The following is a 25992-nucleotide window of genomic DNA, read 5'->3' on the forward strand; positions in this document are numbered from 1 at the left end:
GAGAAAAATATTATATTTTAATTTTTATCGTCGGTAATTTCTTTTTCAGAAAGCTCATGTGCTTCTTTCACTTTCTTGGCGGCATCTTCAAACTCGTTACTCTTTTTTCTCAATCTTATAACCATTACTATACACAAAATTATAAGCACCACTGCAGCTAAAAGTGTCCACCATGGAAATCCTGTTTTGCTCTCAGCATATTCTACAGCAGAGGCGAACGTAAGAGGGACTTCTGCAGTTTTTTCCTCCGGTACAGAGCTATTGACAAAACCTAGTTTGTTGTCAATTACAGATACTTGTCCGCCTATGTTGTCAAGTTTGCCTCTGTCTTTTAAAAGTGTATTGAATGCCTTGAGATTTGACTTGTTGTCATACATTACTACATAAACACTTTTATAAAAATTCCAGGGAGACCTGACTACCTGAACTACGGTTTTGTTCTTAAGTGTCTCAGGGACTTCATTTATTTCATTCTTTACCTTTGAATTTCCGCTTGCATCAGGATATATTGGAAGAATTTTTTTAAGCTTATCTGGAAAATTTATATCCTTAAAACGTCCTATAAAAATCATATCTCTATTTTTGTAGTCATCCGGGAGATTAGTAGTCTCCTTTGTTACACTGAAATCCATGACTTTCCCAAGATTTTGACCTATCCTGCCTGCAATTAAAACAGCTGTGTTTAGTTTATCTGAATCTATGTTTTTGTCAAATGACATGAGAATTCCATCCGGTTTTTGACCGCCATACTTACTTACATAGGGAAAATTTTCAAGAGAGGGTTGTATACCATATTTCCCGGGTATAAAACATACCTGTGAATCCGAATTTATATAAGTCCAGGCACTGTCAGAATAATCTTTTGAGCAATCAACTTTTCCTATGTAATTGTAGACGTCAATGTCGACTTTTATAATAGAATTTTTCAAAGCACTGTCGGGTATTCTGAGCTTAAGGCTGCCATTATCTGAATTTGAGTCCGAAAGTTTGGAATTTCCTGCAAGTTTGCCATCTATATATACAGTCAATAGTGACTTGTCCGGAATTAGTATTTTTGAGTGCTTAAATTTCAAATTTATGTAGGACCCAGGCAGGGCTTTAATTCCACCAATCTGTGAAAATATAAAACTTGTTTTCTGGTGAAAAGCGCCTGCAAGATTTACGTCTGAATAACCGAAGTCTGAAAATTTGTAAAGTCCCTTTTTATTCTGGGAGAATTTGTTGTATTTTTGCTTTAAATTAGAATTTACAACAAGATTATTCTGTTTTATTTGTTTTATAATTTTGTCATTTGAAATGAAATCAGAAGCTTTGTCAATTCCAGAATTATCTTTACCACTTATAATAGTTCTGTAGTAGGGCTGGTTTGCTGAAGTACCGTAAATTGACAAGAATCCCTGATTTGGTTTTAATTTTTCTAGGCTTTTATTGAAACTACTATAAAGTGCAATAAAAATAGAATTTGAATTAAGTTTAGTATTTATATTTCCCTGCACTGTACTATAATTTAAAGTGTTTCTATCAGGATAAAGTCCACCGATGGAAGAACTTATTTTAAGTACATTTGAAACTAAATCTGTATTATTTACATCCGGCAATACAAACTCAGCAGAAAGTAGTTTATTATTGCCATATTCGTCAAAGTAGCAGCTGTAAAAATTAGACAAGTCAGGAAAATGATAATTTTTATCAGATAAATGTACTTTTGAGTCTTTGTATATTATAACCCAGTTTGCAGGGTTGTCTATATCGGCACAATCTCCAAGTATAGATCTGTGGTTAGTTTCAATTTTTATTTCGTTAATACTGCCTACATTGAGCCTTGCCAAAGGTATGGCAACCTTCCAACTTGTAGATTTGTCTATTTTCATAAGCCACTTAGTGCTTACAGGTGCTCCGTTAACACTTAAAGTCATGCTGGAATGGTTGCCAATTAAAGTATTCGAGATAGAATAATGTATGTTTACGTAACAATTATCATCAAGTGAAGCACTTTTTGGAATATAAAAATAATAGGAAGAAGTATTTCTAGGCATATTAAAATTTTGATTTTGGTTAAAAAGATTTATATCGTAAATTTTACCTGAGGCTAACACTGCACCCGATTTTTCAAATACTATTATAGCAAGTGCAACGAATACTATAAAAATAAATTTTTTTTTCACTTCTTAATACCTCCTAAACATTTAATTTTTCTTTCTGCTTATTGTTAAGAGTAGTGTCTTTTCTTGATGAAACAAGGCCATGGCTTGTCTTTTCCCAGTAAAAAGGATTTTTTATAAGCTGGAATAACGCCTTATAGGCAGCAACACTCATTAAAAACCAGTACAGTGGGGTTAAAAGGGCATATTTTATAAGTCCATAGGAGAAAGGCTGTTTTTCCTTAAGGGCACAGTCTCTTATGACCCAGTACATTCCAATCGTATTTGTATATGTAAACATAAAATTTCCAAAGAAAAATTGTATAGAGGCAATATAATAAAATATTCCCGGAAAAAGGGAACTTATCCAGACAGCACTTGTCATATACCACCATGCCATCATAATCCAGAAAAATGGATTTACAATAGGAAGAAGCGGTGTCCCGAGGACCATTGCCTGATATCCTACAAATCCCCTAAATCCAAGAGATTTATAAAGGCTGACTGGGTGCCTCATGTGAACGAGCCATGTCTGCATATAACCTTTTATCCATCTGGATCTCTGTCTTATCCAGTTTCCAAGTTTTGAGTTTGCTTCTTCCCAGGTACGGGAATCAACTACTGCAGTTTTATAACCTTTCTTGAAAAGACGTACCCCAAGATCTGCATCTTCAGTAACATTAAACGGGTCCCAGGCTCCAACTTCCCTTAAGAAATTTACTTTAAAATGGTTTGACGTACCTCCTAGAGGTATCGGAGTTTTAAGCTGCATTATTCCAACAAGGAGAAGTTCAAACCACATGCTGTATTCCTGAGTAAACCATTTGGTAAGTATATTCTGACTGCTGTTGAAATAATTGAGCTTTGCCTGTATACAGGCGAAATCTTTAGGAAGCTTTTTATAGGAGAGATATACCTTTTTAAGCTGGTCAGGCTCAGGCCTGTCTTCTGCATCATAGATTACAAGATATTCCCCTCTTGCCCTTATAAGACCGTAGTTGCAGGCCTTAGGTTTTGTCTTAGGTTTGCAGTCAGGTACAATTATAATTCTGTAATTAAGGGGAAGATCCATATTGTTTAATACCTCGAGTGTTTCTATGTCATCCTTTTCAAGTAGTATGCACACATCGAGTTTGTATTGTGGATAATCCATTTTTCGAAGATTTTTTATAAGTTTTCCTATTACTTCTTTTTCTTTATACACAGGTATAAGTATCGTATATACAGGGAGCTCCTTTTCGTCTATTTCATCAAGCTCCTCTTCTGTAAATCTAAGTTGTGCGTCTCTGTTTGAGCCTTTAAGCACTATAAAAAGTTTAAGGAGTGTCATAACTGCATAAATCAGCTGGAAGAATAGATTTATCAGAAAAAATGCCCCTCGGTAATTTGAAATTATCATAACTAGAAGCAGAAGTAGTACTACTAAAATTATGATCTGCTGGTTTCTCGAAAATGTAACTATAGCAGAGTTTTCCGGTTGATTGTCATAAAGTTCAAAAACACTTTTTTCAGTTTGTGTATAACCGTAAACATGTTCCCAGAAATTATCTATTTCCATCATAGTTGCAAGCACTTGTTCAACTGGCTTATTCAAATAAGATTCAATTTTATCAATATCGGATTTTGGCAGTATATCTTTTACTGCAAGAAGATAAGAGTTTTCTCTCTCATTTATTATTATGGCATTGTATTTTAGTGCAACATCGTAGGGAACTCTCCAGGAATTTTTAAAGTTGAGTTTTCTCCCGATCCTTCCTACACTGTTTTGTGTAGAAAGATCTCTATACAGATCTTCCGGAGTTATATATTTTAAAAATACAAGTATCTCCCCAAGTCTTCCACCGCTTTTCCTCTGAAGTTCCAGTGCGTTTTCAAGCTGATCCTCCGTTATTTTACCGCTTTCAACAAGCCTTTCACCTATGGGGATTTTCTTTTTTTTATTTCCCACTTTAAGAAAATTATCCAGTCTGGATTTACCGATAAATTTTAAATAGACAAGTATATCTCCTATTCTGCCGCCGTTTTCCTCCTGGTATCTTATAGCTTTTTCAAGCTTTTCCCGGGTTATAATGTTATTTTCCAGCAGTTTTTCTCCAAGTCTTGAATATCTACTGTTATTTACAAAATTTTTAAGTTCATTCTCTGTTATAAACCCTTTTTTTACAAGTACTTCTCCAATTAGGCCTCCTTGTTTTTTTTGATATTCAAGTGCAATATCAAGTTCATCCCTGGTTATGTATCCCATCTTAAGTAGTCTGTTTCCAATTTTATTTAAATTGTTTTCCATTAAAATCACACCTCAATCCGTAACTTTAAATATTTTAAATCCATCAAATTCCTTGTATAAAATACACCAATCTTCACCGTGCTTGTACAAATTAGGATATACCCTGTTAAAAGAGTCAAGAGAACCTAAATTTGAATCAGGATCTGGAACCAATATATATTGGATACCGTATTTAACTGGATTTCTTAAATATTTATTAAAATTTAAACTGCTGCTTACAATAAGATTTCCGACATTATTAACATTCAATATTATTCCAGAAGTTAAAAATGAATCCATTATAACTTTATAATCAGAAAGATTGTTGTTTATACAATCTGAAATTTCATCATATTCATTACTTACAAGTACATAATGTTCTTCTACTCCGATTACGGGACTTGAAAGTGCTTTGGCTGCAAATACAGAGGAAGTTATAAGTGAAAATATAAAGATCCAGAAGACAGCAGGTCTAAAAAATTTTTTAACCTCATGCATTTCATATGGAATAAATGAAATTGTTATAGGAAGTGCATAAGAGAAAAAACGCAGCCACCCGTAGGAACTCCCTTTAACAAGCATCATAAAATGGAAAACTATCATGGATATAACAACTGCAAAAAGCATAAAAAAGTCACTTTTTAAAAATCTTTTCGTGGCAATTCTTTCAATAATGACACCCAATAAAGGTATAATAAACGGCAGAGACCTTATAGCCACATATTTTATTATGCCTAAAGTTGAACCGATAGGTTTTGAAAGCTGACTTTGAACTGTATTTGAATAAACTGAATTTAAAAAATAAAATGGATTTCCAGTAATAGACCAGTTTAAAAATATCCATATGAGAATTCCGTATGCTATAGGTGCATACAGGACAACTGCAGTTCCCTCTGAATAATAGTACCGTTCATGTTTTTTACTAGCTGGGATAAATTTCTTTTCATTTTTATTGAAAAATATATTTATGAGAACAGCAAGGCCAATTCCAGCTGCAAAGGGAATTGCCTCATACCTGCAAAAAAATGCGAAGGCAAGGGAAAATGCTATTTTTACAATGTATTCAGGACTCCCTTCGCTCATCCAAAGTGTCATATTTATAACTGAATAAATTGCAAACACAAAGAATATCTGTTCGCTCATTCCATTCATTCCATAAAAGAATATAAACGGGTTCAGTACATAAAGCAGTATTATAGGCAGTGAATATTTTTTCCCTATCCCGAATCTAGTAAATACTTTGAAAAGCATAACGGCATTAAATGCAGCAGACGCAGCGGTAACTATGCTTCCAGATATTCCACTGGATACAATAGGCCTCCAGATTTTTGAAAGTTCTACAAAGGGAAGCTGGAGCATACTCGGGAGTGGGTTCCAGACAAATCCTACAGATGCAAGCCTAAGAGGTTTTATGTAGAGTACGTAAAATGTATTTGCAGTCCTGCTGAAGGCATCATTCAAAAGTATGCCTTTAAAGTATCCAAGATAAATACCACCTGCAAGCTCTAATATAAATATTATTAAAAATGTTCTAAACGAGTCTTTTGAAGATAATTTTGGAAATATAACTTTGTTGTAGCTTTTTACCATAATTTTAAAAATCTCCTTGAATTATTTTCTCCATGTCCACAGTCGGTTTATATTGTAATTCCATAGTATAGAAGCACAAATTCCAGATAAGTTTGCAGTATTGTAGTTTACTTTAAATTTATAATTTAGAAATATCAGTACTGCAACATCTATAATTATTCCAATTATAGATACAGATATAAATTTAAAAGCCTCGTAAAATACTTTTTTACTTTTTTTATCTTTCCATGTAATGTTTCTGTTCAATGTAAAATTTCCTATCATGGCAGTCAGTGCAGACAGCGTTCCCGAAATAGTCACGGAAAGACCAAAGTATATCAAAATATTATATACTATCATATTTACAATGACACCAGAAAATCCTACAAGTGAAAAAGCAAATATTCTCCTATCATCACTGCTTGAGAGAACCAGCCTAAAAATATGTCTTAAATAGTTGAATTGCTCTTTAAAAGACATCTTTGATTTTCCATACTGTCTTTTTTCAAATTTGTACGGGATTTCTTTTATATTTTTGTAATTTCCACGTACAAGGATTTCTATAAGTATTTTCCATCCAATAGGATCCAGAGAAATACCATCAAGTATATTTTTATTAAAGGCAAAAAATCCTCCTGTGGGATCGGTTATACATCTGAGTTCTTTTAAAAAGAATTTTCCTATAAATAAGGCAGTGTGAGAAATAAGTTTTCTAAAAATATTAAGCCCATATTCATCTCCACCTGACAAGTGTCTGCTCGGAATTACAATGTCATAGCCATTTTTTAGGTATTTTACCATTCCCGGAATAATTTCTGGAGGATGCTGCATGTCTGAATCCATGACTACGATAAGTTTTCCAAGACTCATATTTATCCCTGAAACAACTGCAGTTGCAAGTCCTCTCTGGTTTTCTCTATGTAAATATTTTATATTTTTATATTTATGTATTAGTTTTTCTATATAGGTTACTGTGTCATCTGTACTGTCATCTACAAATATAACCTCGTAATCTAAAATGCCATAAATTACATGTTTTAGTCTATTTGCAATTTTTACAACATTTATTCCTTCATTAAAAGTAGGTATTACTATACTTACCATGAAACCACCCCACATAATTACATATAAAGCTGAAAAAAACAGCAGCCGACCTGACTTCAAAAGTCGGCCGGTTGCACTACTAGCTCACTATATAAAAAGTGCCCAAAATAATTATATAGATCAGCTTCCAACATAAACTATTTTTATAGTATAGTATATTTACAAATCTTAAAATATATTCCAGGAGGGCGAAAGATGATCTGTTGCAGAGATTGAATATGTATGGTATTATATAATTGTTTTCAAATGAATGGAGGGTTGCTTAAGAATGCGTATTAGATTCCGATTTACCTTATTTAACTAATTTAATAGTGGTTAAAGGCTCTGCTTATGTGTAGAGTAATCGGGATTGATCTGCCTATTTTTAAGAAAATCTTATTAATAATGATAGATGTTATATTATAATAGAAAGTTGTAGAAATATGCTCATGGAAGTTTAGTATGTTGATTTTCTGCGTATTTTTAAGACTGAACATATTTTCCGATTATTGGCACAGGCAGCAGTCCTGTGTTTTTTTATTTCAATAAAATGGAGGGATATATATGGAAGAAAGAGAAAAGGCGATAATAGCAGGTATAAATATTAAGGAAGAGGATAATTTTGAAAATTCCATGGAAGAACTGTCTAACCTGGCAGACGCATGCGGCATAGAAGTAGCAGGCAGAATCACCCAGAAGTTGAATCAAATAAACTCATCCCATTATCTTGGCAAGGGTAAAATTGATGAATTGTTGAAATTAATTGATGAAAAAAATGTAGATACTGTTATTTTTAATGATGAACTCACACCCTCACAAATTCGAAATCTTGAGGATATTCTAGACTGCAGGATAATAGACCGAACTTCCGTAATCCTGGATATTTTTGCCCTGAGGGCAAGGACACGAGAGGCACAGCTTCAGGTGGAAATAGCTAAACTACAGTATATGCTTCCTCGGTTAGCAGGTTCTGGCGAATCAATGGACCGACAGGGGGGAAGATCCGGACTTAAAAACAGGGGGGCTGGCGAGACAAAACTTGAACTTGACCACAGAAAAATAGAGAGCAGAATAAGTAGCTTGAACAAGGAACTGCAGACTCTTGTAAGTCAACGCCAGAATCAGCGGAAAAGACGTAAAAAAAAGGATATACCGGTGGTCGCATTGGTAGGATATACGAATGCAGGGAAATCAACCGTTATGAACGCCATGCTGGATTTGTTCAATTTTTCGTATGATAAGCAGGTATTTGAAAAAGATATGCTGTTTGCAACTTTGGAGACTTCTGTTAGAAGAATTGACCTGCCGGACAACAAATCATTCCTTCTTACGGATACAGTGGGATTTATAAGTAAATTGCCCCATTACCTCGTAAAAGCATTTCGCTCTACGTTGGAGGAAGTATCCGAGGCCGACATGCTGATTCATGTTGTCGATTATTCAAATCCCAATTATATTGAACATATGGATGTCACGAAAACAACTTTGAAGGAACTTGGGGCGGATGATATTCCGGTTGTCTATTGTTATAACAAGGTGGATATGCTGAATGATGATGTCCCTGAAAATGGAGAGAACAGCATATATATTTCGGCAAAGAAGAGAATAGGTATAGAGGATATGCTGAATGTTATTCGCAGCAAGATTTTCGGTGGATATGTTAATTGTAACATGATGATTCCATACGATAAAGGGAGCATGGTGTCATACTTAAATGAAAATGCAAATGTAAAGTCCACCAGATATAAGAGTGATGGCGTACTTGTATCTGTAGAATGTAAAGAATCCGACTACAAAAAATATAAAGAATATGTATGCGGTATTGATAATAATAATGTATAATTATCAGTAAAAAAAGTTGGAGGAATGTTTATTATGGGCTGCAGGGAAGTAAAAGTAAGATTAAAGAAAAATGTGACCAAAGAGGAATTTTGGAAAGCTACTTATAACAGCAATTCTAATCTGGGGATAAGACTTGTTCAAAACTTTGATGAGATGAAACAAGAGTATTTAAGTGGTAAAATATATGAACATGGGTCTCTTGGAGTAATAATACCTGTATCATACTATAATAGAAAGAATGAAACAATAGATGAAGATGTTATTGAATACGGGTATGTGAAGGATATGAAAGATATATGGGAAATAGTAGAATGAAATCAGTTAAAAGAGGTTGTGATCCACAGGATGACAGGTGGTTTTCAAAAGAAGCACTGCTGAGAATGCAAAAGGCGCAGGAAGAGATACAATGGCTTCTTGACAGAAATTATAACAGCCACTCTATTATAGAGATGGTTGGAAATCATTATCAGTTTTCTGCCAGGCAGAGAAATGCACTAATACGCTCTACAGCTTCAAGCAAAAAGATTGAAGCGAGAAGGGCAAAATGTATATTTCCAGATTTGACCAATACCGATTTAATATATATAGATGGATTCAACCTGATTATTACATTGGAAACAGCATTTTCAGGATCTCCCATTATACTATGCAGTGATGGTGCTGTGAGAGATCTGGCAGGACTTAGGGGAACTTATAGAATTATTGACAAAACAGGTTATGCAATGAATACAATAGGAAAAGAACTTGATGATGTGCATATCTCTCATGTGATATTTTTATTGGACAGAGGTGTCTCAAATTCAGGGCGATTAAGAAAATTCATACTGGAGAATTCCGAAAATTGGAATATCAATGTTGAAGTGAGGCTCATGGATTCTGTTGATTGCTTTCTATACAAAAAATACTGTGTAGTTACAAGTGATTCAATAATAATTGATGAATGTTACAGCTGGTATAACCTTGCGAGAAAAATTATACAGGATTATATTCCACATGCCAATATCATAAATTTGTGCGGAAGTTTTAAATGACATTTATGGCATATCTACTCTAATGTAACACATATAATATAAATAAGTATTAAGGGCGAGGTATTTGTAGATGTATTATATTGAAGTAGAGGAAGGTATAAAAATTCTGGTGGATGATCTGAATCCTCGTGGGAAAGATGTCATATTCCTTATTCATGGATGGCCTCTGAACCATAAAATGTTTGAATATCAGCTTGATTTGCTTCCTGAATATGGTTATAGGTGTATAAGTATTGATCTAAGGGGATTTGGAAGTTCAGATAAACCCTGGAAAGGATACTCTTATGACAGACTGTCTGATGACGTAAGGGTTATTATTGAAACACTTGAATTGAAAAACATAACTCTTGTAGGTTTCTCAATGGGAGCTGCAGTGGCAATCAGATATATGTCACGATACTATAGCTATAATGTATCAAAACTTGTACTGATGTCTCCAGCTGCACCATCTTTTACCAGACGCAAAGGATATCCTTATGGCATGGATGTCAATGGAGTTGAGGATTTAATCAGGCAGGCCCGTGAAAATAGACCTGAAATGATGGCTGGTATTGGAAAAATATTCTTTGCAGGAAATACAACGGACAATTTTATGAACTGGTTTCAGAATCTTGGCCTGGAGGCTTCAGGACATTCGACCATAGAAACTGCCAGATCACTTAAAGATGAGGATCTCAGATCTGAGATCAACAAGATTAATGTAACAACAGGTATATTCCATGGTAAAATGGACAAGATATGCCCATTTGAATTTGCAGAAGAATTGAACAGGGGTATAAAAAATTCTCAGCTTTATCCATTTGAATTCAGCGGACATGGAATTTTCCATGATGAACTGGGAAAGTTTAATTCCGAGCTCCTTAAATTTATAAAAGGCTGATATTATGCCAGTGGTGCAAACAGTCTGAGGATAGATTCCAGAATTTTTTTTAAGAAACTTCGTCTTTCCCAGACTTCCTTATGCACTTTTTTCGATACCATTTTGGTTTTAATGAAATCTCTATAAATTTCATTTATTGCAGGTGTATCATACATATAGGTTGCACATTCAAAATGTAGGAATAAACTTCTATAGTCCATATTTATTGTTCCAATTACAGCACATTCATCATCGGATACGAAATTTTTACTATGGATGAATCCAGGCATATACTCATATATTTCCACTCCGGAATCAAGCAGTTTGTCATAATGTGATCTTGTTAGAATCTGAATAATTTTTTTATCCGGGATATGGGGGGTTATTATTTTTACATCAACCCCTCTTTTGGCTGCCAGGGAAAGAGCCAAAATCATTTCGTAGCTTATTATCAAATAAGGAGTTGTAATATAGATATAATTTTTGGCGCTGTTTATTATATTTAAATATATATCCTCGGCTGTACTGTCGAGTCTTTCCGGTCCACTAGCATATGGAATTACTATACCTTCATTCAACATCATTTTTTGTGCCAATTTATATCTTTTGATGTCTTCCTTTTTATGAGTTATCGATTGCCACATTTTTAGAAACATCACTGTAAAACTATAAACGGCATCACCTTCTATGCATACGGCGGAATCCTTCCAGTAACCGTATTTTCTATACAGGTTTATGTATTCATCGCCAATATTGATTCCTCCATTGAAGGCAACTCTTCCGTCTACTATAACTAGTTTTCTGTGGTCTCTGTAGTTTAGCATAACATTTAAAATAAGTTTCATAGGGTTGAAAATCTTGAATTTTATATTGTTTTCTCTGAGTATTTTTCTAAATTTGGGAGGAAGAACAAATAGTGAGCCGATATAGTCGACTAAAATTCTGACTTCTACGCCGCTCCTGGATTTTTTCTTCAGTATTTCGAGAATTTTGTCCCACATTATGCCCTTTGAAATTATAAAATATTCAATGAAAATAAATTTTTGGGCACTTTTCAATTCCTTTATAAGTCTTTTATACATAAGTTCTCCCGAGGGAAAGTATTCAATTTTTGTATTTGTATAAGCAGGATATCCGCTGATGTTTTTTATAAGTCTTGTTTCATTGTATCGTGCTTTATTCTCGATTTTAATAGAATGCAACAGTGAAAAATCCTCTTTAGGAAATACTCCTTTCTCAAAACTTATTCTGTTGATCTTACTAAAATTACGTAGTATCCCAATTCTGGATACGATGTAAATAATTACGCCTATTACTGGGATCAGGAGTATCAATGCTATCCAGCTGATCTTGTAGGAAGTATTTTCGTCCTTGTAATTGAGATGAATTACTGCAATGGCACTTATAATTTCAAATGCTATGAAATAGTATATGAAGAATATATTAAATACATTATAAACAAGGGTTATGGCTATAAATTGAAATATTACCCAAAATGTAAAGACTATAAATTTAAGAATTGAAATAAATGATTTTCTTTCTCCCATAATAAACACCTGCCTTTACATTTTACTTTAGTTTATGATTTTCCCTTAAAAGAAGTGCCACAGTTCCTGCAAGTTATAGTTATTTTCCCTTTATGCCTTGGAACTCTCATTTTTTGCGAACAATTGGGACATTTAAATATCTTATAATACCTTCGTTGATTTGATGAGGTTTTGAATCCGGAGAACATCCTTTCCAGTGGTGCTATAAAGTTTTCATATGACTGCAGTTCATGATGTCTCTTGTATTTATTTTTTGAGAGACATCTCCATGTGCTGTATACAATACAGACAAAACCAAAAGTAGAACTGCCCCTTGATCTGAAAATTGAAAGAATGAATCCTATTATATAAAGATGTTTTGAAAGTTTGTCGACACCATAGCAATCTCTAAAGTAATATGACAATTTATTTAAAAAGTTATTCAAATTTACCACTCCTGTAAATGAATTTCTAGATAATTATACAATAAAATTTTAATCTTTGCATTTAATTTATTTAGTACAAAAAATTTTAAAATATATTTTTTATTGCAATTTATGAATTTTTATACATCAACAAAATAGCTATTATAATTCAATTTTAAATATATTTTGAAATATATTAATTATTTTAGGCATTTATTGTAATAAAGTTATTAATAATTATACATATTGTAATTACTTGATACCGTTGACATAAGCATAAATTTATGATAATATCATAAAAAATGTATGGGAAAATTGAAATTTATTTAAAAAGTCAAAATTGAATTTGTAGGTTATTGATTGTTAAGATTATTCTTAATATTGCAAGTTTTATTTCTTGTGCTTATATTAGATAGTTTTCTTGGATATTTTTAATGGCTAATCCAAGTTTCTATATTTATAATAATTTGATGGGAGGACTATTATGTTAAAAGGAAAATCAAGAATTTCCTCAATTGTATTGTCGCTTGTGCTTGTTGGTTCGATATTCGCAGGTTGTGGAAATTCTACCAGCAAAGGAAGCGATAAAAGTACCATAAAGGTAAATATAAGTGCCGATCCTAAGTCAATTGATCCGGGGTTGTGCAATACTATTGAGGGAGCTCATGTTATTGAAAATGCATTTGAAGGACTTACCGATATGGACGGACAAGGAAAAATTCAGCCAGGTGTTGCCGAAAAATGGGATGTATCAAGTGATGGACTTACCTATACTTTTCATTTGAGGAAAAATGCAAAGTGGTCAGATGGAAAAGCAGTTACCGCTAAAGATTTTGAGTACGCATGGAAAAGGGCCCTGAATCCTAAAACTGCTTCTGAATATGCCTATCAGCTGTACTATTTAAAAAATGGACAAGCATATAACGAGGGAAAAGTTGGAGCAGACCAGGTAGGAATTAAAGCAAAAGATGACTATACTCTAGTTGCAAATCTTCAGGATCCTACTCCATATTTTTTATACCTTACATCTTTTACAACTTATAAACCTATAAGAAAGGATGCAGTTGACAAAAGCCCGGATGCATGGGCAACAAAAGCAGATACGTACATATCAAACGGACCTTACAAGATGGTTGAATACAAACAGAAGGATAGTTTGAATTTTGAAAAAAATCCTAATTACTGGGATGCTAAAAATGTTAAAATTGAAAGAGTAGAGTTTAAGACTTTGGAAAATGCGAGCAGCTATTATGCTGCATTCAAAACAGGGGATCTGGATTTGATTGACAAACCGCCTGCTACGGAAACCCCTAATTTGCTAAAGAATGGAACGGCTAAAGCATATCCTTATTTTGGAGTATATTATTATATGGCAAATGTTTCTCCACAGGCTGCAAGTGTAAATCCTGAGGCAGCTAAAGTATTAGGTAATGTAAAAGTTAGAAAAGCGTTGAGTCTTGCTATTGATAGAAGCGCAATAGTAAAAGATGTCACAAAATCTGGTGAGAAACCTGCAACTTCTTTTGTACCTGGTGTTGTGAGTGATTCCAATGGTGGAGAATTTAAAAATAAGGAATATCTTCCTGAGAAAGCTGACATAGCACAGGCTAGAAAGCTTTTAGCTGAAGCTGGATATCCTGACGGAAAGGGATTTCCTACTCTTGAGGTACTGTATAATACCGATCAGACCAATCAAAATATAGCACAGGCAGTACAGGATATGTGGAAGAAAAATTTAAAGATAAATATTACTCTCAGAAATGTTGAAAGGAAAATTCAGATATCTGAACTATTAAAGCACAATTTTGTTGTTGGTGGCAGCAGATGGATAGCGGACTACAATGACCCTATGACTTTTCTTGATATGTTTACTACGACGGGAGGAAACAATATGCCGGGGTATTCAAATCCAAGCTATGACAAGTTAATTGGTCAGGCCAAATCAGAACCAGACACTTCAAAAAGGGCAAAACTAATACATCAGGCGGAGGATATACTCATGAATGATGCACCTGTAATTCCTATTTATGAATATTCAGAGGTTGTTTGTATAAACAAGAAGCTTAAAGGTGTTCAAATAACTCCTATAGGATCTTTTATATTGAAAGGAGCCAGTTTGCAAGAATAAAAAATTCATGGAAGAATAATATTGACCCGTTTACGGGTGAGGTAGTAAAGTGTGCTAGTAGCACTGCCAGCAATATGGGGCTGTCGTACTAAAAAAATTAGTGCGACAGTTTTTTTTATTTGAATTGTTACCTGAAATAAGTTAATTGTATAATGTTATATATAAGTTGAAATATATTTTAATGCAGAAAGGGGATTGAAGATGAAGAGAATTGATAGAATACACAATTATCTGATAGAGAGAACCCTTCAACTTGATATAAACAGTTTAAAAGGAAAAGTCGGATTCAGTGCCAAGGAAATATCCGATGAACTTGGAATATTGAGAAACAATGTAAGTATGGAATTGAACATACTTTTGAAGCAGGACAAGGTAATAAAGATTATAGGCAGGCCAGTGTTGTTTATAGATAAAAGTTCTTTGGAAGATAAGCTTCAATATAATATAGAAAAAGGACCGCTGGAAGTTGACAGCATAGACAGTATTATAAAGGATAATGGTCATTTCGGTGGGAAAAAGTCTCCTTTCGACAATCTGATAGGATTTGAGACTGGACTCAAGAACCAGGTGGAGCAGGCTAAGGCAGCCATACTTTATCCGCCCAATGGTCTTCACACGCTTATTGTGGGACAGACAGGAGTCGGTAAAACTTTATTTGCAAACATGATGTATAATTATGCCAGGTATGTTAAAAGATTTGATGACAATTCCCCATTTGTAATATTTAACTGTGCCGACTATTATAATAATTCACAGCTCCTTATATCCCATATATTCGGTCATCTGAAGGGTGCTTTTACCGGTGCCGACAAAGAAAAGGAAGGACTTGTCGAGAGGGCGGATGGGGGAATGCTGTTCTTGGATGAAATCCACAGGCTTCCACCTGAAGGACAGGAAATGATATTTTATTTCATGGATACAGGAACCTATAACAAACTTGGTGAAACTGAGAGAAGGAGAAAATCAAATGTATTTATAGTATGTGCCACCACAGAAGACCCGGATTCATCTCTACTGAGAACATTTGTAAGAAGAATTCCAATAATAATAAGTATACCAAGTCTTAATGAGAGGCCGGCAGAAGACAAAATAAACATACTTAAATATCTAATATCAAATGAAGCACACAGAATCAACAAGCCCATAAAAATTGAGGAAAATGCAGTAAAGGCACTTATAGGAAGTGTATCCTATGGAAATATAGGACAGATGAAATCAAATATACAGCTTGTATGTGCAAAGGGTTTTCTAAACAGTATAGAAAACAGTGAATATGTGGAAATTGATTTCAAGTTACTTCCTCCGGATATAAAAAAAGGATTGTTTCTGCTTGGTGCCAGAAGAAATGAAATGGAGGAGATATCTAAATATGTAAATTCACAGCTTATAGTAGCACCGGAAGGGTATAAGGTGCTTATAGATGAGGATCCTTATGAACCTCCGTTCAATCTGTATAAGATTATAGAAGACAAGGCCATAATACTGAAAGATGAAGGACTTGATGATGATTCTATAAAAGATTTCATAGCAACTGATATAAATGTTCACATAAAGGGATTTTATGACAAGTTTAAAGACGGTGAAAAAGACAGAAAAAAGATATTGAAGGTAGTAGATGAGAATGTACTGGAATTTGCAGATGAGATAAGAATTCTTGTTCAAAAAAGACTGGACAGAAAATTGTCGGACAGGTTCCTGTATGCTCTTAGCCTGCATTTAAGTGCGTTTTTCAAAAGAATTGAAAGCGGAAGACCGGTAAAATATACTAATATATCAAGTATAATAAAGGATAATCCACGAGAATACGATGTTTCTCTGGAAATAAAAAAGCTTATAGAAAAAAGATATAGTATATCGGTTCCGAAGATGGAAGTCATATATCTCACTCTTCTTTTAAGTTCTATCCAGGATGAGCAGAATGATGGGAATGTGGCCATTATAGTAGCCGCCCATGGAAATAGTACTGCTACAAGCATGGTGAATGTAGCAAAAAAACTCCTTGGAGATTGCAATATGCAGGCAATAGATATGCCTCTGGAAGTAAACCCCGAAGATATATTGGACAAAATGATAAAAAGGGTTCAGGAAATAGATATGGGAAAAGGTGTGCTCCTTCTGGTCGATATGGGTTCGCTGGCAAATTTTGATACTGTAATAATTGAAAAGACGGGTATAGATATAAAGACCATAGATATGGTATCTACTCCGCTTGTGCTGGAGGCTGTAAGAAAGGCCAATATATTTGATATGGACCTTGACAGAATATATGAGTCGCTGAAAGGCTTCAGAGGATATAGTATGAGTTTGAAGGAAAAAGGGAATCAGCATGCGAACAGAGCTTTTGTCACTATTTGTTCAAGTGGAGAGGGTACGGCGGTAAAGCTTGAGGAACTGGTTGAAGATGTAATACACAATATAACTGATGAACGTATAGATGTAATACCTGTAGGATTGAAAAATCTGAAGGACAGTATAAAAACCATTCAAAACAAATATGAGGTCATGGCTTGTATTGGTATTGTAAATCCAAAGATGGACATACCTTTTATATCTCTGGAATCACTTATAAATGGATGTGGAGAAAAGATAATAGGTGATATTGTGGCAAGTAATACTGCAGTTGAAGTAAATGAAGGTAAAAGTGTTGTTGTGGAGGATTTGTGCAGGGATAGCCTGGGTGAGTTCCTAACTTATTTGAATCCATCCAAAATAATAAGTGTATTAATAGATTTTATCAGTGTATTGGAAAAAAGGATGAATACACATTTTAAGAATTCTCTATGCATAAAGCTTATAGTACATACAGGGTGTGCACTTGAAAGGATGATAGTGAAAGAAGGACTTATATATAGGGATGATAAAAGCGGACTTGATGTAGAACTTGTTAATATATTGAAGGATGAAGCCGGTATATTCAAGTCAACATTGAATATAGAACTGACTGATGATGAAATTTATTATATATCGGAGATGCTGAGATGAATTTCTTGATTTCCACAAGTGTATTAATATAGAAATATTAGAGTATTAAAAATAAAGCTTCTCATTTCATAGCGATATTTACAAATGCTGTGAAATGAGGAGCTTATATTATCTCGTACTTTTAATACACTAGTTTGGCATGACAATTGCATTATATATAAGTGTAATTAAAGCACTAGGATTTGGAGGAGATATTATGGTAGCTATTATTATAGGGACTCATGGGAAGTTTTCAAAAGAGATTTTAAGATCTGCAGAAATGATATTTGGAAGTCAGGAAAATGTTGCGGCGGTAACATTTGAACCTGGTGAAAATGTTGAAGATCTTGTGAGTAGGTATAAGAGTGAAATGGAAGAGCTGGACTGCAGTGATGGAGTTTTGTTTATGGTGGATCTGTTCGGTGGAAGTCCTTTTAATGCAGCAAGCAATATAGTTGTTTCATCTGAAAAAAACATGGATGTAGTGACGGGGATAAATATGCCGATGCTTTTGGAAGTATTCAGTACTAGAAGTTCCTCGACTCTGGAAGAAATATTGAATACAGCCAGAAAATCAGGACTCGAGGGAATAAAGTCCTTAAAAGAAAGCTTATCTGAAAATATAGAGGAGGATGATTTATAAATGATGAATATAGTTTTGGCAAGAATAGATGACAGATTGATACACGGACAGGTTGCTACTGTTTGGGCCAAGGAAACAAAATGTGAAAGAATAATAGTATGCAATGATGACGTAGCCAAGGACAGTATAAGAAAGACACTTCTTGTGCAGGTAGCACCTCCTGGAATAAAGGCAAATGTTGTGGGAGTTGAAAAGGCAGTAAGGGTATATAAAAATCCAAAATATGAGGGAGTAAAGGTATTATACCTGTTTACCAATCCTACTGATATACTCCGAATGGTTGAAGGTGGAGTTGATATAAAAAGTGTAAATATTGGAGGAATGTCATTTAAAGAGGGGAAAAAACAGATAAATGGAGTTGTATCCGTAAATGAGAAGGATATAGAAGCATTTAAAAAACTTCATGAAAAAGGTATAGAACTTGAAATAAGAAAAGTCAGCAAGGATACCAAAGTAGATTTAATGACTTTGATAGATAGATAATTATTTTAAAAAGGAGATGTTATTATGACTATTAATGCTGTACAAATGGTGCTGATACTAATTGTTGCATGTATTTCCGGCATGGGCAGTGTACTTGATGAATTTCAGACACACAGGCCACTGATAGCATGTACACTAATTGGACTTATTCTTGGAGATGTAAAAACAGGTATAATTATAGGTGGTACTCTGGAGATGATGGCTCTTGGCTGGATGAATATAGGTGCGGCAATGGCACCTGATACGGCGATGGCAAGTATCATATCTACAATTCTTGTAATAGGAGGCAAACAGAGCATAGGGACAGGTATAGCCATAGCAATGCCACTTGCGGCTGCAGGCCAGGTGTTGACTATATTTGCAAGGACAATTACTGTAGCATTCCAGCACAGGGCTGATACTTATGCAAAAAATGGAAACCTCCATGGAATCGATTTAATGCACATAGGCTCTCTTGCAGTACAGGCAGCACGTGTTGCCATACCTTCAATGCTGGTTGCAGCATTTATAGGAACTGATGCAGTTCAAACATTTTTGAATGCAATTCCAAAAGTTGTAACAGGAGGTCTTCAGGTTGCCGGTGGCTTCATAGTTGTTGTAGGTTATGCCATGGTTATAAATATGATGGAGGCAAAATATCTCATGGGATTCTTCTTTCTGGGATTTGTAATAGCTGCATTTACTCAGTTTAATCTTGTAGCATTTGGCGTTATAGGTGCAGTGTTTGCAATAATATATATCCAGTTGAATCCAAAATACAATATGCCTAAAACAGTGGTTGTTTCAAGTGGAGGGTCAGATGATGAACTGGACGATGAACTTGATGACTAATATTTAGAAGGGGGAATTTATCATGAGTGAAAATAAAATTGTTGAAAAGAATATTAATGTTCCTAAAAACGACAGGGGAAAAAGCGAAAAGAAGCACCTTACAAAAAAGGATCTGATAAATGTATTTATACGTTCAAATTTTCATCAGGCTTCCTGGAATTACGAAAGAATGCAGGCGCTTGGATACTGTTTTGCAATGGTACCCGTTATAAGAAGGCTTTACAAGGGAAAAGACAAAGTTAATGCAATAAAAAGACATCTGGAGTTTTTTAATACCCAGCCTTTTGCAACTGCTCCCATACTTGGTGTTACAGCTGCCATGGAAGAACAGAAGGCAAATGGAGCAGATATAGATGATGCGGCAATAAACGGTGTAAAAGTAGGACTCATGGGACCGCTCGCAGGAGTTGGAGATCCTATATTCTGGGGAACACTCAGACCTGTCGTTGCAGCACTTGGTGCATCGCTTGCACTTACCGGAAGCATAGGGGGACCGATATTGTTCTTCCTTGTATTCAATGCAGTTCGACTTGCAGTCAGGTGGTATGGAGTAAAATATGGTTATGTAAAGGGAACAGATATTGTAAGTGATATGAGTGGAAACAGGCTTCAGAAACTTACAGAAGGGGCTTCCATACTAGGGTTGTTTGTAATGGGGGCGCTTGTATCGAAGTGGACAACAGTCAATATACCAGTCGTAGTTTCGAGGATAACCCAGCAAAATGGCAAGGTTGTGGTAACAACTGTTCAAAATATACTTGATCAGCTGATGCCTGGACTTGTTCCTCTCATAATGACATTTATATGTATGAGTCTTCTCAAGAAAAAGATAAACGCTATATGGATAATATTTGGACTCTTTGGAATAGGTATACTTGGATATGCAGCGGGAATATTGAAATAAAATGTGAATATTGAAAATAGAGGCTTTTTCCATCAATAATATCGACGGAAAAAGCTTCTATATTTATAAAAAAAGTATTGAATTTACGAAAGTATATGATATAATTTATTTATAACTACCATACAAGTATGGTAGCAAGACAATAAGGGAGATAATTATGGCTTTTGAAACAGGCAAAAATTTAACAGGCAAAAAATTATATCAGATTTTAAAAGAGGATATTATACAGCTTCATCTCAAGCCTGGCCTCAGTATTTCTGAAAAGGGTATTTCTGAAAAATTCAATATAAGCAGAACTCCTGTAAGGGAAGCATTCCTGCTTTTATCCCAGGAAGGACTGCTTGATATTTATCCCCAGAAAGGTACATTTGTATCATTGATTGATCTAGATGAAGTAGAGGAAGCCAGATTTTTGCGTGAGCATATTGAAAGAGCTGTAGTCAGGCTTGCATGTAAACAGTTTCCTGAAGAAAAATTTATAGCCTTGGAAATGAACTTGAAAATGCAGAAGATATCCATTGAAAAAAGTGATTATACAAAGGCGTTTAAATTGGATGAGCAGTTTCATAAAACCATTTTTGAAGGATGTAACAAGGAAAGGACATGGAATACCATATGCCAGGTTGAAATGGATTTTCAACGTATACGTATGCTAACCCTTTCTTCTAATTTAAAGGTTGATGATGTATATTTTCAACATAGGACTATAATGGAAGCTATAAAGAATAAGAAGCCTGAAGATGCTGATGAAATTATGAAAAATCATCTAAACATGGTTAATTATAATTTAAAAGACGTAAAAAAGAGATATCCTCAATATTTTAAATGATGTCTGTATAAAATGGGGGTGTAACTTGACATTTTCCGGCAAGAATATGTCAAGCTTGAAAAAACCCTCTGATAAAATATATAACTACTTTTATTTTAACACAATCTTTGATGGAGGTGAAGCCTTTGAAAAGGGTTGACTTGATCTTTTAACATTCATTGAATTTATAAGGAGGCAGTGTAAAATATGATTGAATTAAAAAAGGATGCCTTGAAGAATACGGCAGCATGGAAAGCAGCTGCAATCAAGCTTCCGAATTTCGATTATGAGGAAATGTGCAAAAATACCAGGGAAAATCCAATTTGGGTACATTTTGGCTCGGGAAATATATTCAGAGGATTTGTGGCAGCACTTCAGCAGAAGCTGCTGGATTCAGGTAAATCGAAAACAGGAATAATTGCTGTTGAGACTTATGACTATGAAATTATAGATAAAATATACAAGCCACATGATAATCTGAGTCTTCAGGTTATTATGAAACCTGATGGCAGCATTGACAATACTGTCATTGCCAGTATTGGGGACAGTATAGCTGCAGATGCAGAAAGAACAGAAAACTGGAAAACACTGAGTGACGTGTTTTCAAAATCTTCGCTTCAGATGGCAAGCTTTACTATAACAGAAAAGGGATACAATCTGAAAAAGCTGTCGGGAGAGTTTACGGATGAAGTAAATAGAGACATAAAAAATGGACCTGCAAAACCGAGCAGTGTAATGGCAAAAGTTTCAGCACTTTTATATAGAAGATTTAAGACTGGACAACTTCCAATTGCTGTAGTCAGCATGGACAACTGTTCACACAATGGAGAAAAGCTCTACAACTCCATAAACACAATTGCAGGCAAATGGGCTGAAAACAAACTTGTTGAAAGTGAATTCGTAGATTATATAAATGATGTCAATAAAGTTGCATTCCCATGGAGCATGATAGACAAGATAACCCCAAGGCCTTCAAAGACAGTAGAGGAAAAACTTGAGAAGCTTGGAATCAAGGATATAAAGCCAATCATAACAGGCAAGAATACCTATATAGCCCCATTTGTAAATGCCGAAGGACCTCAGTATCTTGTAATTGAAGATACCTTCCCGAATGGAAGACCTGAACTTCAGGAGGCAGGAGTGTATTTTACAGACAGGGAAACCGTTGAAAAGGTTGAGAGGATGAAGGTATGTACATGCCTTAACCCACTCCACACATCAATGGCAGTATTCGGATGCATGCTTGGATATAATTTGATTGCAGATGAAATGAAGGACGAGGATATAGTAAAGCTTATAAACAAGATAGGATACGAGGAAGGTATGCCCGTAGTTTCAAATCCGGGAATAATAGCACCTGAGGATTTTATAAGGGAAGTTATAGAAGTAAGACTCCCGAATCCCTATATACCCGACACACCTCAGAGAATAGCAACTGATACGTCACAGAAAGTCGGCATAAGGTTTGGGGAGACAATAAAGGCATATGTTGAAAGAGAAGATCTTGACGTAAAGTCTCTGAAATATATACCACTTGTCATTGCAGGGTGGTGCAGATATATGCTGGGAGTTGATGATAGAGGGGAAGCTTTTGAGGTAAGTTCCGATCCGCTTCTTGATAATCTAAAAGGCTATCTTTCAGAAGTGAAGCTTGGGGAAAAGTATAAAGCCGGGACCTTGAAACCAATATTGTCGAACAGTGGAATATTTGGACTTGATCTCTACAGGATAGGACTTGGAAATAGAATAGAAGAGTATTTTGCTGAAATGACAGGCGGAAAAAACTCAGTTAGAAATACAATTCAAAAATATTTAAAATAATTAGTTATTGTTGGAAAGGGATGTTTTTATGAAAATGACATTTAGGTGGTTTGGTGAAAATGATGACAGTGTTACATTGGATCAGATACGCCAGATACCTGGAATTACAGGAATAGTGGGATTTCTGTCCGATATCCCCGCAGGAGAGGTGTGGCCTCTTGACAGGATACTCGACTATAAAAAGAATATAGAGAATCATGGACTGGAGCTTGAAGTTATAGAAAGTGTAAATATCCATGAAGATATAAAACTGGGGCTGCCGTCAAGAGACAAGTATATAGAAAATTACAAAGAAACGATCAAGAATTTAGGACAAGCTGGTATAAAAGTAATATGTTATAATTTCATGCCAGTGTTTGACTGGCTCAGAACTGACCTTGCATACAAGCTCCCTGATGGATCTGAAGTATTGTACTACGATGATGACAAATTGAAAGGATTGGAGCCTATAAAGCTTGTGGAGGACACCGAGAAGAGTTCAAATGGTTTTTCCCTTCCCGGCTGGGAACCTGAGAGACTCAAAGAGTTAAAAAAGGTACTTGATTTGTACAAGGAAGTAGATGAAGAAAAGCTGTTTGAAAATTACAAGTATTTTCTTGAGGCCATAATACCTACATGTGAAAAATATGATATCAAAATGGCTGTCCATCCGGATGATCCTGCATGGAATGTATTTGGACTTCCAAGGATAGTACATTCCAAAGAAAATCTGGATAGGATACTGAGTCTTGTAGATAGTCCTTACAATGGTATTACACTTTGCAGTGGATCACTTGGCTCCAGTACTAAAAACAATATACCTGAACTTATAAGATATTTCGGCGCCAAAGGCAGAATACATTTTGCACATGTAAGAAATATAAAAATACTGTCTGAAAAACACTTCCATGAGGTGTCCCATTTGTCCACAGACGGAAGCTTTGACATGTTTGAAATAATGAAAGCACTTCATGATGTTGGATTTGATGGATATATAAGACCTGATCATGGAAGAATGATATGGGGTGAAAAGGCAAGGCCTGGATACGGACTGTATGACAGAGCTCTTGGAGCAACATATTTGAATGGACTCTGGGAAGCTATTGAAAAAATGGATAGTAGAAATCAGTAAAAAAATAGACATTTTCCTCATAGTCGATCATGTTGAACATTAGGAATTTTGTATGATCAATTATGAGGAAGTGTCCAATAAAAATATATACAAGTTTTAATATAACATAAATTAATTTAATTAACAATTAGGAGGAAAATGATGGTAAAATTTATGAATGAAAATTTTTTGTTGTCCAATAATACTGCTGTGAACTTATATAATAATTACGCAAAAAAAATGCCTATTATAGACTACCATTGCCATATAGATCCAAAAGAAATTTACGATAATAAAAAATTTAGAAATATAACTGAAATTTGGCTGTATGGGGATCACTATAAATGGAGGGTCATGAGGGCGAATGGCATAGATGAAAAATATATTACTGGGAATGCATCCGACTATGGTAAATTTATAGCTTGGGCAAAAACTGTACCAATGATAATAGGAAATCCTATTTATAACTGGACTCATCTTGAACTTCAAAGATTTTTTGGGATATATGATTTATTGAACGAAAAAACTGCACCTGTTATATGGGAAAAAGCCAATGAAATGTTAAGTAAAGATGATTTTAGAACAAGACAATTGATAAAGAAATCCAACGTTGAAACCATATGTACTACGGATGATCCGGTTGATTCCTTGGAATATCACAAAAAAATTAATGAAGATAAGGATTTTGCCGTAAGTGTGTTCCCGACCTTTAGGCCGGATAAAGGAATGAATATAGATTCAGATGATTTTATTCCATGGATTAAGAAACTTGAACATGTGTCTAAAGTAGATATTTATGATTATGATGGGTTTTTGAAAGCTATTGAATCAAGGATAGAATTCTTCAATTCTGCTGGTTGTAAAATATCTGACCATGGCTTGGATAAAGTGGTATATACAGAAAGTACGAAAGAAGAAGTGGAAGATATATTCTTAAAGAAAATTAAAGGTGCAAAATTGGCACAGGAAGAAGTGAATAAATATAGAACATATACACTTAAATCACTAGGCGGAATCTACAGTAAATTTGAATGGGCAATGCAGCTTCATATGTCTGCAGTTAGAAATAATAATACAAGAATGCTTAAAGCAATTGGACCCAACACTGGGTTTGACTCTATAAGGGATGACAATATAGCATATTCTGTTTCGAAAATTTTGGATTCACTGGAAAAAGAAAATAGTCTCCCTAAAACTATATTATATTCATTAAATCCAACAGATAATTATACCTTGAGTACAATGGCCGGAAATTTTCAAGGTGATGGTATTCCAGGGAAAATTCAATTTGGGGCAGCATGGTGGTTCAATGATAATAAAGATGGAATGATTGATCAAATGAAATCGTTAGCTAATACGGGACTGCTTAGCAGATTTGTAGGTATGTTGACGGACTCCAGAAGTTTTCTATCATATACAAGGCATGAATATTTTCGTAGAATATTTTGTAATTTTATTGGCAATTTAGTTGAAAACGGTGAAGTGCCAGAAGATATGGAATTATTGAAAGATGTGGTACAAGGAGTATGCTATAACAATGCAAAAAATTATTTCGGGTTTGGAAATAAATAGAAAGGGGGG

At 34.7% G+C, this 25992-nt stretch carries 20 protein-coding genes and 1 riboswitch; of the genes, 14 read left to right on the top strand and 6 right to left on the bottom strand.

The genetic code is table 11. From position 1 onward, the window contains the following. Nucleotides 1–17: 17 nt before the first annotated feature. From LKE46_RS17000 to LKE46_RS17015, 4 genes are read right to left on the bottom strand one after another with little or no spacing between them, the layout of a single operon-like run. A complete protein-coding gene (locus LKE46_RS17000) occupies nucleotides 18–2165 on the bottom strand; it encodes a cellulose biosynthesis cyclic di-GMP-binding regulatory protein BcsB (RefSeq protein ID WP_291725202.1) in 2148 nt (715 codons plus the stop codon). A gap of 13 nt (nucleotides 2166–2178) precedes the next feature. Then, the gene (locus tag LKE46_RS17005) at nucleotides 2179–4428 is read right to left on the bottom strand and encodes a glycosyltransferase family 2 protein (RefSeq protein ID WP_291725205.1); all 2250 of its coding nucleotides are present in this window, start codon (nucleotides 4426–4428) and stop codon (nucleotides 2179–2181) included. A 12-nt stretch (nucleotides 4429–4440) separates the two neighbouring features. Continuing rightward, nucleotides 4441–5997 carry a hypothetical protein gene (locus LKE46_RS17010; protein ID WP_291725208.1) on the bottom strand — a complete coding sequence of 519 codons (1557 nt, stop codon included), beginning with the start codon at nucleotides 5995–5997 and terminating at the stop codon, nucleotides 4441–4443. 21 nt (nucleotides 5998–6018) lie between these two features. Then, on the bottom strand, nucleotides 6019–7080 hold the full coding sequence (locus tag LKE46_RS17015; RefSeq protein ID WP_291725211.1) for a glycosyltransferase: 1062 nt from the start codon (nucleotides 7078–7080) through the stop codon (nucleotides 6019–6021). 56 nt (nucleotides 7081–7136) lie between these two features. Further along, nucleotides 7137–7218, bottom strand: a riboswitch (cyclic di-GMP riboswitch). A gap of 405 nt (nucleotides 7219–7623) precedes the next feature. Here LKE46_RS17015 and hflX point away from each other — a divergent pair. The 4 genes from hflX (at nucleotide 7624) to LKE46_RS17035 (ending at nucleotide 10812) form a co-directional block, all read left to right on the top strand. After that, nucleotides 7624–8901 carry a GTPase HflX gene (gene hflX / locus LKE46_RS17020; protein ID WP_291725214.1) on the top strand — a complete coding sequence of 426 codons (1278 nt, stop codon included), beginning with the start codon at nucleotides 7624–7626 and terminating at the stop codon, nucleotides 8899–8901. 33 nt (nucleotides 8902–8934) lie between these two features. Then, the gene (locus LKE46_RS17025) at nucleotides 8935–9216 is read left to right on the top strand and encodes a hypothetical protein (protein WP_291725217.1); all 282 of its coding nucleotides are present in this window, start codon (nucleotides 8935–8937) and stop codon (nucleotides 9214–9216) included. Beyond that, a complete protein-coding gene (locus tag LKE46_RS17030) occupies nucleotides 9198–9932 on the top strand; it encodes a DUF434 domain-containing protein (protein WP_291725221.1) in 735 nt (244 codons plus the stop codon). Before LKE46_RS17025 ends, LKE46_RS17030 begins: the two co-directional genes overlap by 19 nt. A 70-nt stretch (nucleotides 9933–10002) precedes the next feature. Then, entirely contained in the window at nucleotides 10003–10812 is an 810-nt protein-coding gene (locus tag LKE46_RS17035) for an alpha/beta fold hydrolase (protein WP_291725224.1), read from the top strand. 2 nt (nucleotides 10813–10814) lie between these two features. Here the strand turns inward: LKE46_RS17035 and cls are convergent, their stop codons facing one another. Then, entirely contained in the window at nucleotides 10815–12338 is a 1524-nt protein-coding gene (gene cls, locus LKE46_RS17040) for a cardiolipin synthase (protein ID WP_291725227.1), read from the bottom strand. A 32-nt stretch (nucleotides 12339–12370) separates the two neighbouring features. Continuing rightward, nucleotides 12371–12763 (bottom strand): hypothetical protein, encoded by a 393-nt coding sequence (locus LKE46_RS17045; protein ID WP_291725230.1) that lies wholly within the window; start codon nucleotides 12761–12763, stop codon nucleotides 12371–12373. 463 nt (nucleotides 12764–13226) lie between these two features. Between LKE46_RS17045 and LKE46_RS17050 the strand changes: the two genes are divergently transcribed. The 10 genes from LKE46_RS17050 to uxaC all read left to right on the top strand — a co-directional run bounded on the left by LKE46_RS17050 (nucleotide 13227) and on the right by uxaC (nucleotide 25983). Beyond that, nucleotides 13227–14870: a peptide ABC transporter substrate-binding protein gene (locus tag LKE46_RS17050; protein ID WP_291725233.1), complete on the top strand. Its 1644-nt coding sequence runs from the start codon at nucleotides 13227–13229 to the stop codon at nucleotides 14868–14870. Between the two features lie 201 nt (nucleotides 14871–15071). Beyond that, a complete protein-coding gene (locus LKE46_RS17055; protein ID WP_291725236.1) occupies nucleotides 15072–17852 on the top strand; it encodes a sigma-54-dependent transcriptional regulator in 2781 nt (926 codons plus the stop codon). A gap of 196 nt (nucleotides 17853–18048) precedes the next feature. Beyond that, nucleotides 18049–18474, top strand: a complete 426-nt coding sequence (locus LKE46_RS17060) for a mannose/fructose/sorbose PTS transporter subunit IIA (protein WP_291725239.1) — start codon at nucleotides 18049–18051, stop codon at nucleotides 18472–18474. A 3-nt stretch (nucleotides 18475–18477) separates the two neighbouring features. Then, a complete protein-coding gene (locus LKE46_RS17065) occupies nucleotides 18478–18957 on the top strand; it encodes a mannose/fructose/sorbose PTS transporter subunit IIB (protein WP_291725739.1) in 480 nt (159 codons plus the stop codon). A 24-nt stretch (nucleotides 18958–18981) separates the two neighbouring features. Continuing rightward, nucleotides 18982–19788, top strand: coding sequence for a PTS mannose/fructose/sorbose transporter subunit IIC (locus tag LKE46_RS17070; protein WP_291725242.1), 807 nt, complete (start codon nucleotides 18982–18984; stop codon nucleotides 19786–19788). 22 nt (nucleotides 19789–19810) lie between these two features. Then, nucleotides 19811–20692: a PTS mannose transporter subunit IID gene (gene manZ / locus LKE46_RS17075; protein ID WP_291725245.1), complete on the top strand. Its 882-nt coding sequence runs from the start codon at nucleotides 19811–19813 to the stop codon at nucleotides 20690–20692. A 157-nt stretch (nucleotides 20693–20849) separates the two neighbouring features. Continuing rightward, nucleotides 20850–21521: a GntR family transcriptional regulator gene (locus tag LKE46_RS17080; RefSeq protein ID WP_291725248.1), complete on the top strand. Its 672-nt coding sequence runs from the start codon at nucleotides 20850–20852 to the stop codon at nucleotides 21519–21521. A gap of 186 nt (nucleotides 21522–21707) precedes the next feature. Further along, the gene (locus LKE46_RS17085) at nucleotides 21708–23321 is read left to right on the top strand and encodes a mannitol dehydrogenase family protein (RefSeq protein ID WP_291725251.1); all 1614 of its coding nucleotides are present in this window, start codon (nucleotides 21708–21710) and stop codon (nucleotides 23319–23321) included. Nucleotides 23322–23349: 28 nt separating this feature from the next. After that, a complete protein-coding gene (uxuA, locus tag LKE46_RS17090; RefSeq protein WP_291725254.1) occupies nucleotides 23350–24432 on the top strand; it encodes a mannonate dehydratase in 1083 nt (360 codons plus the stop codon). A 141-nt stretch (nucleotides 24433–24573) separates the two neighbouring features. After that, nucleotides 24574–25983: a glucuronate isomerase gene (gene uxaC / locus LKE46_RS17095; RefSeq protein WP_291725741.1), complete on the top strand. Its 1410-nt coding sequence runs from the start codon at nucleotides 24574–24576 to the stop codon at nucleotides 25981–25983. Nucleotides 25984–25992 lie beyond the last annotated feature (9 nt).

Origin of the sequence: Clostridium sp., from assembly GCF_022482905.1 — a bacterium.
GTDB lineage: Bacteria > Bacillota > Clostridia > Clostridiales > Clostridiaceae > Clostridium_B.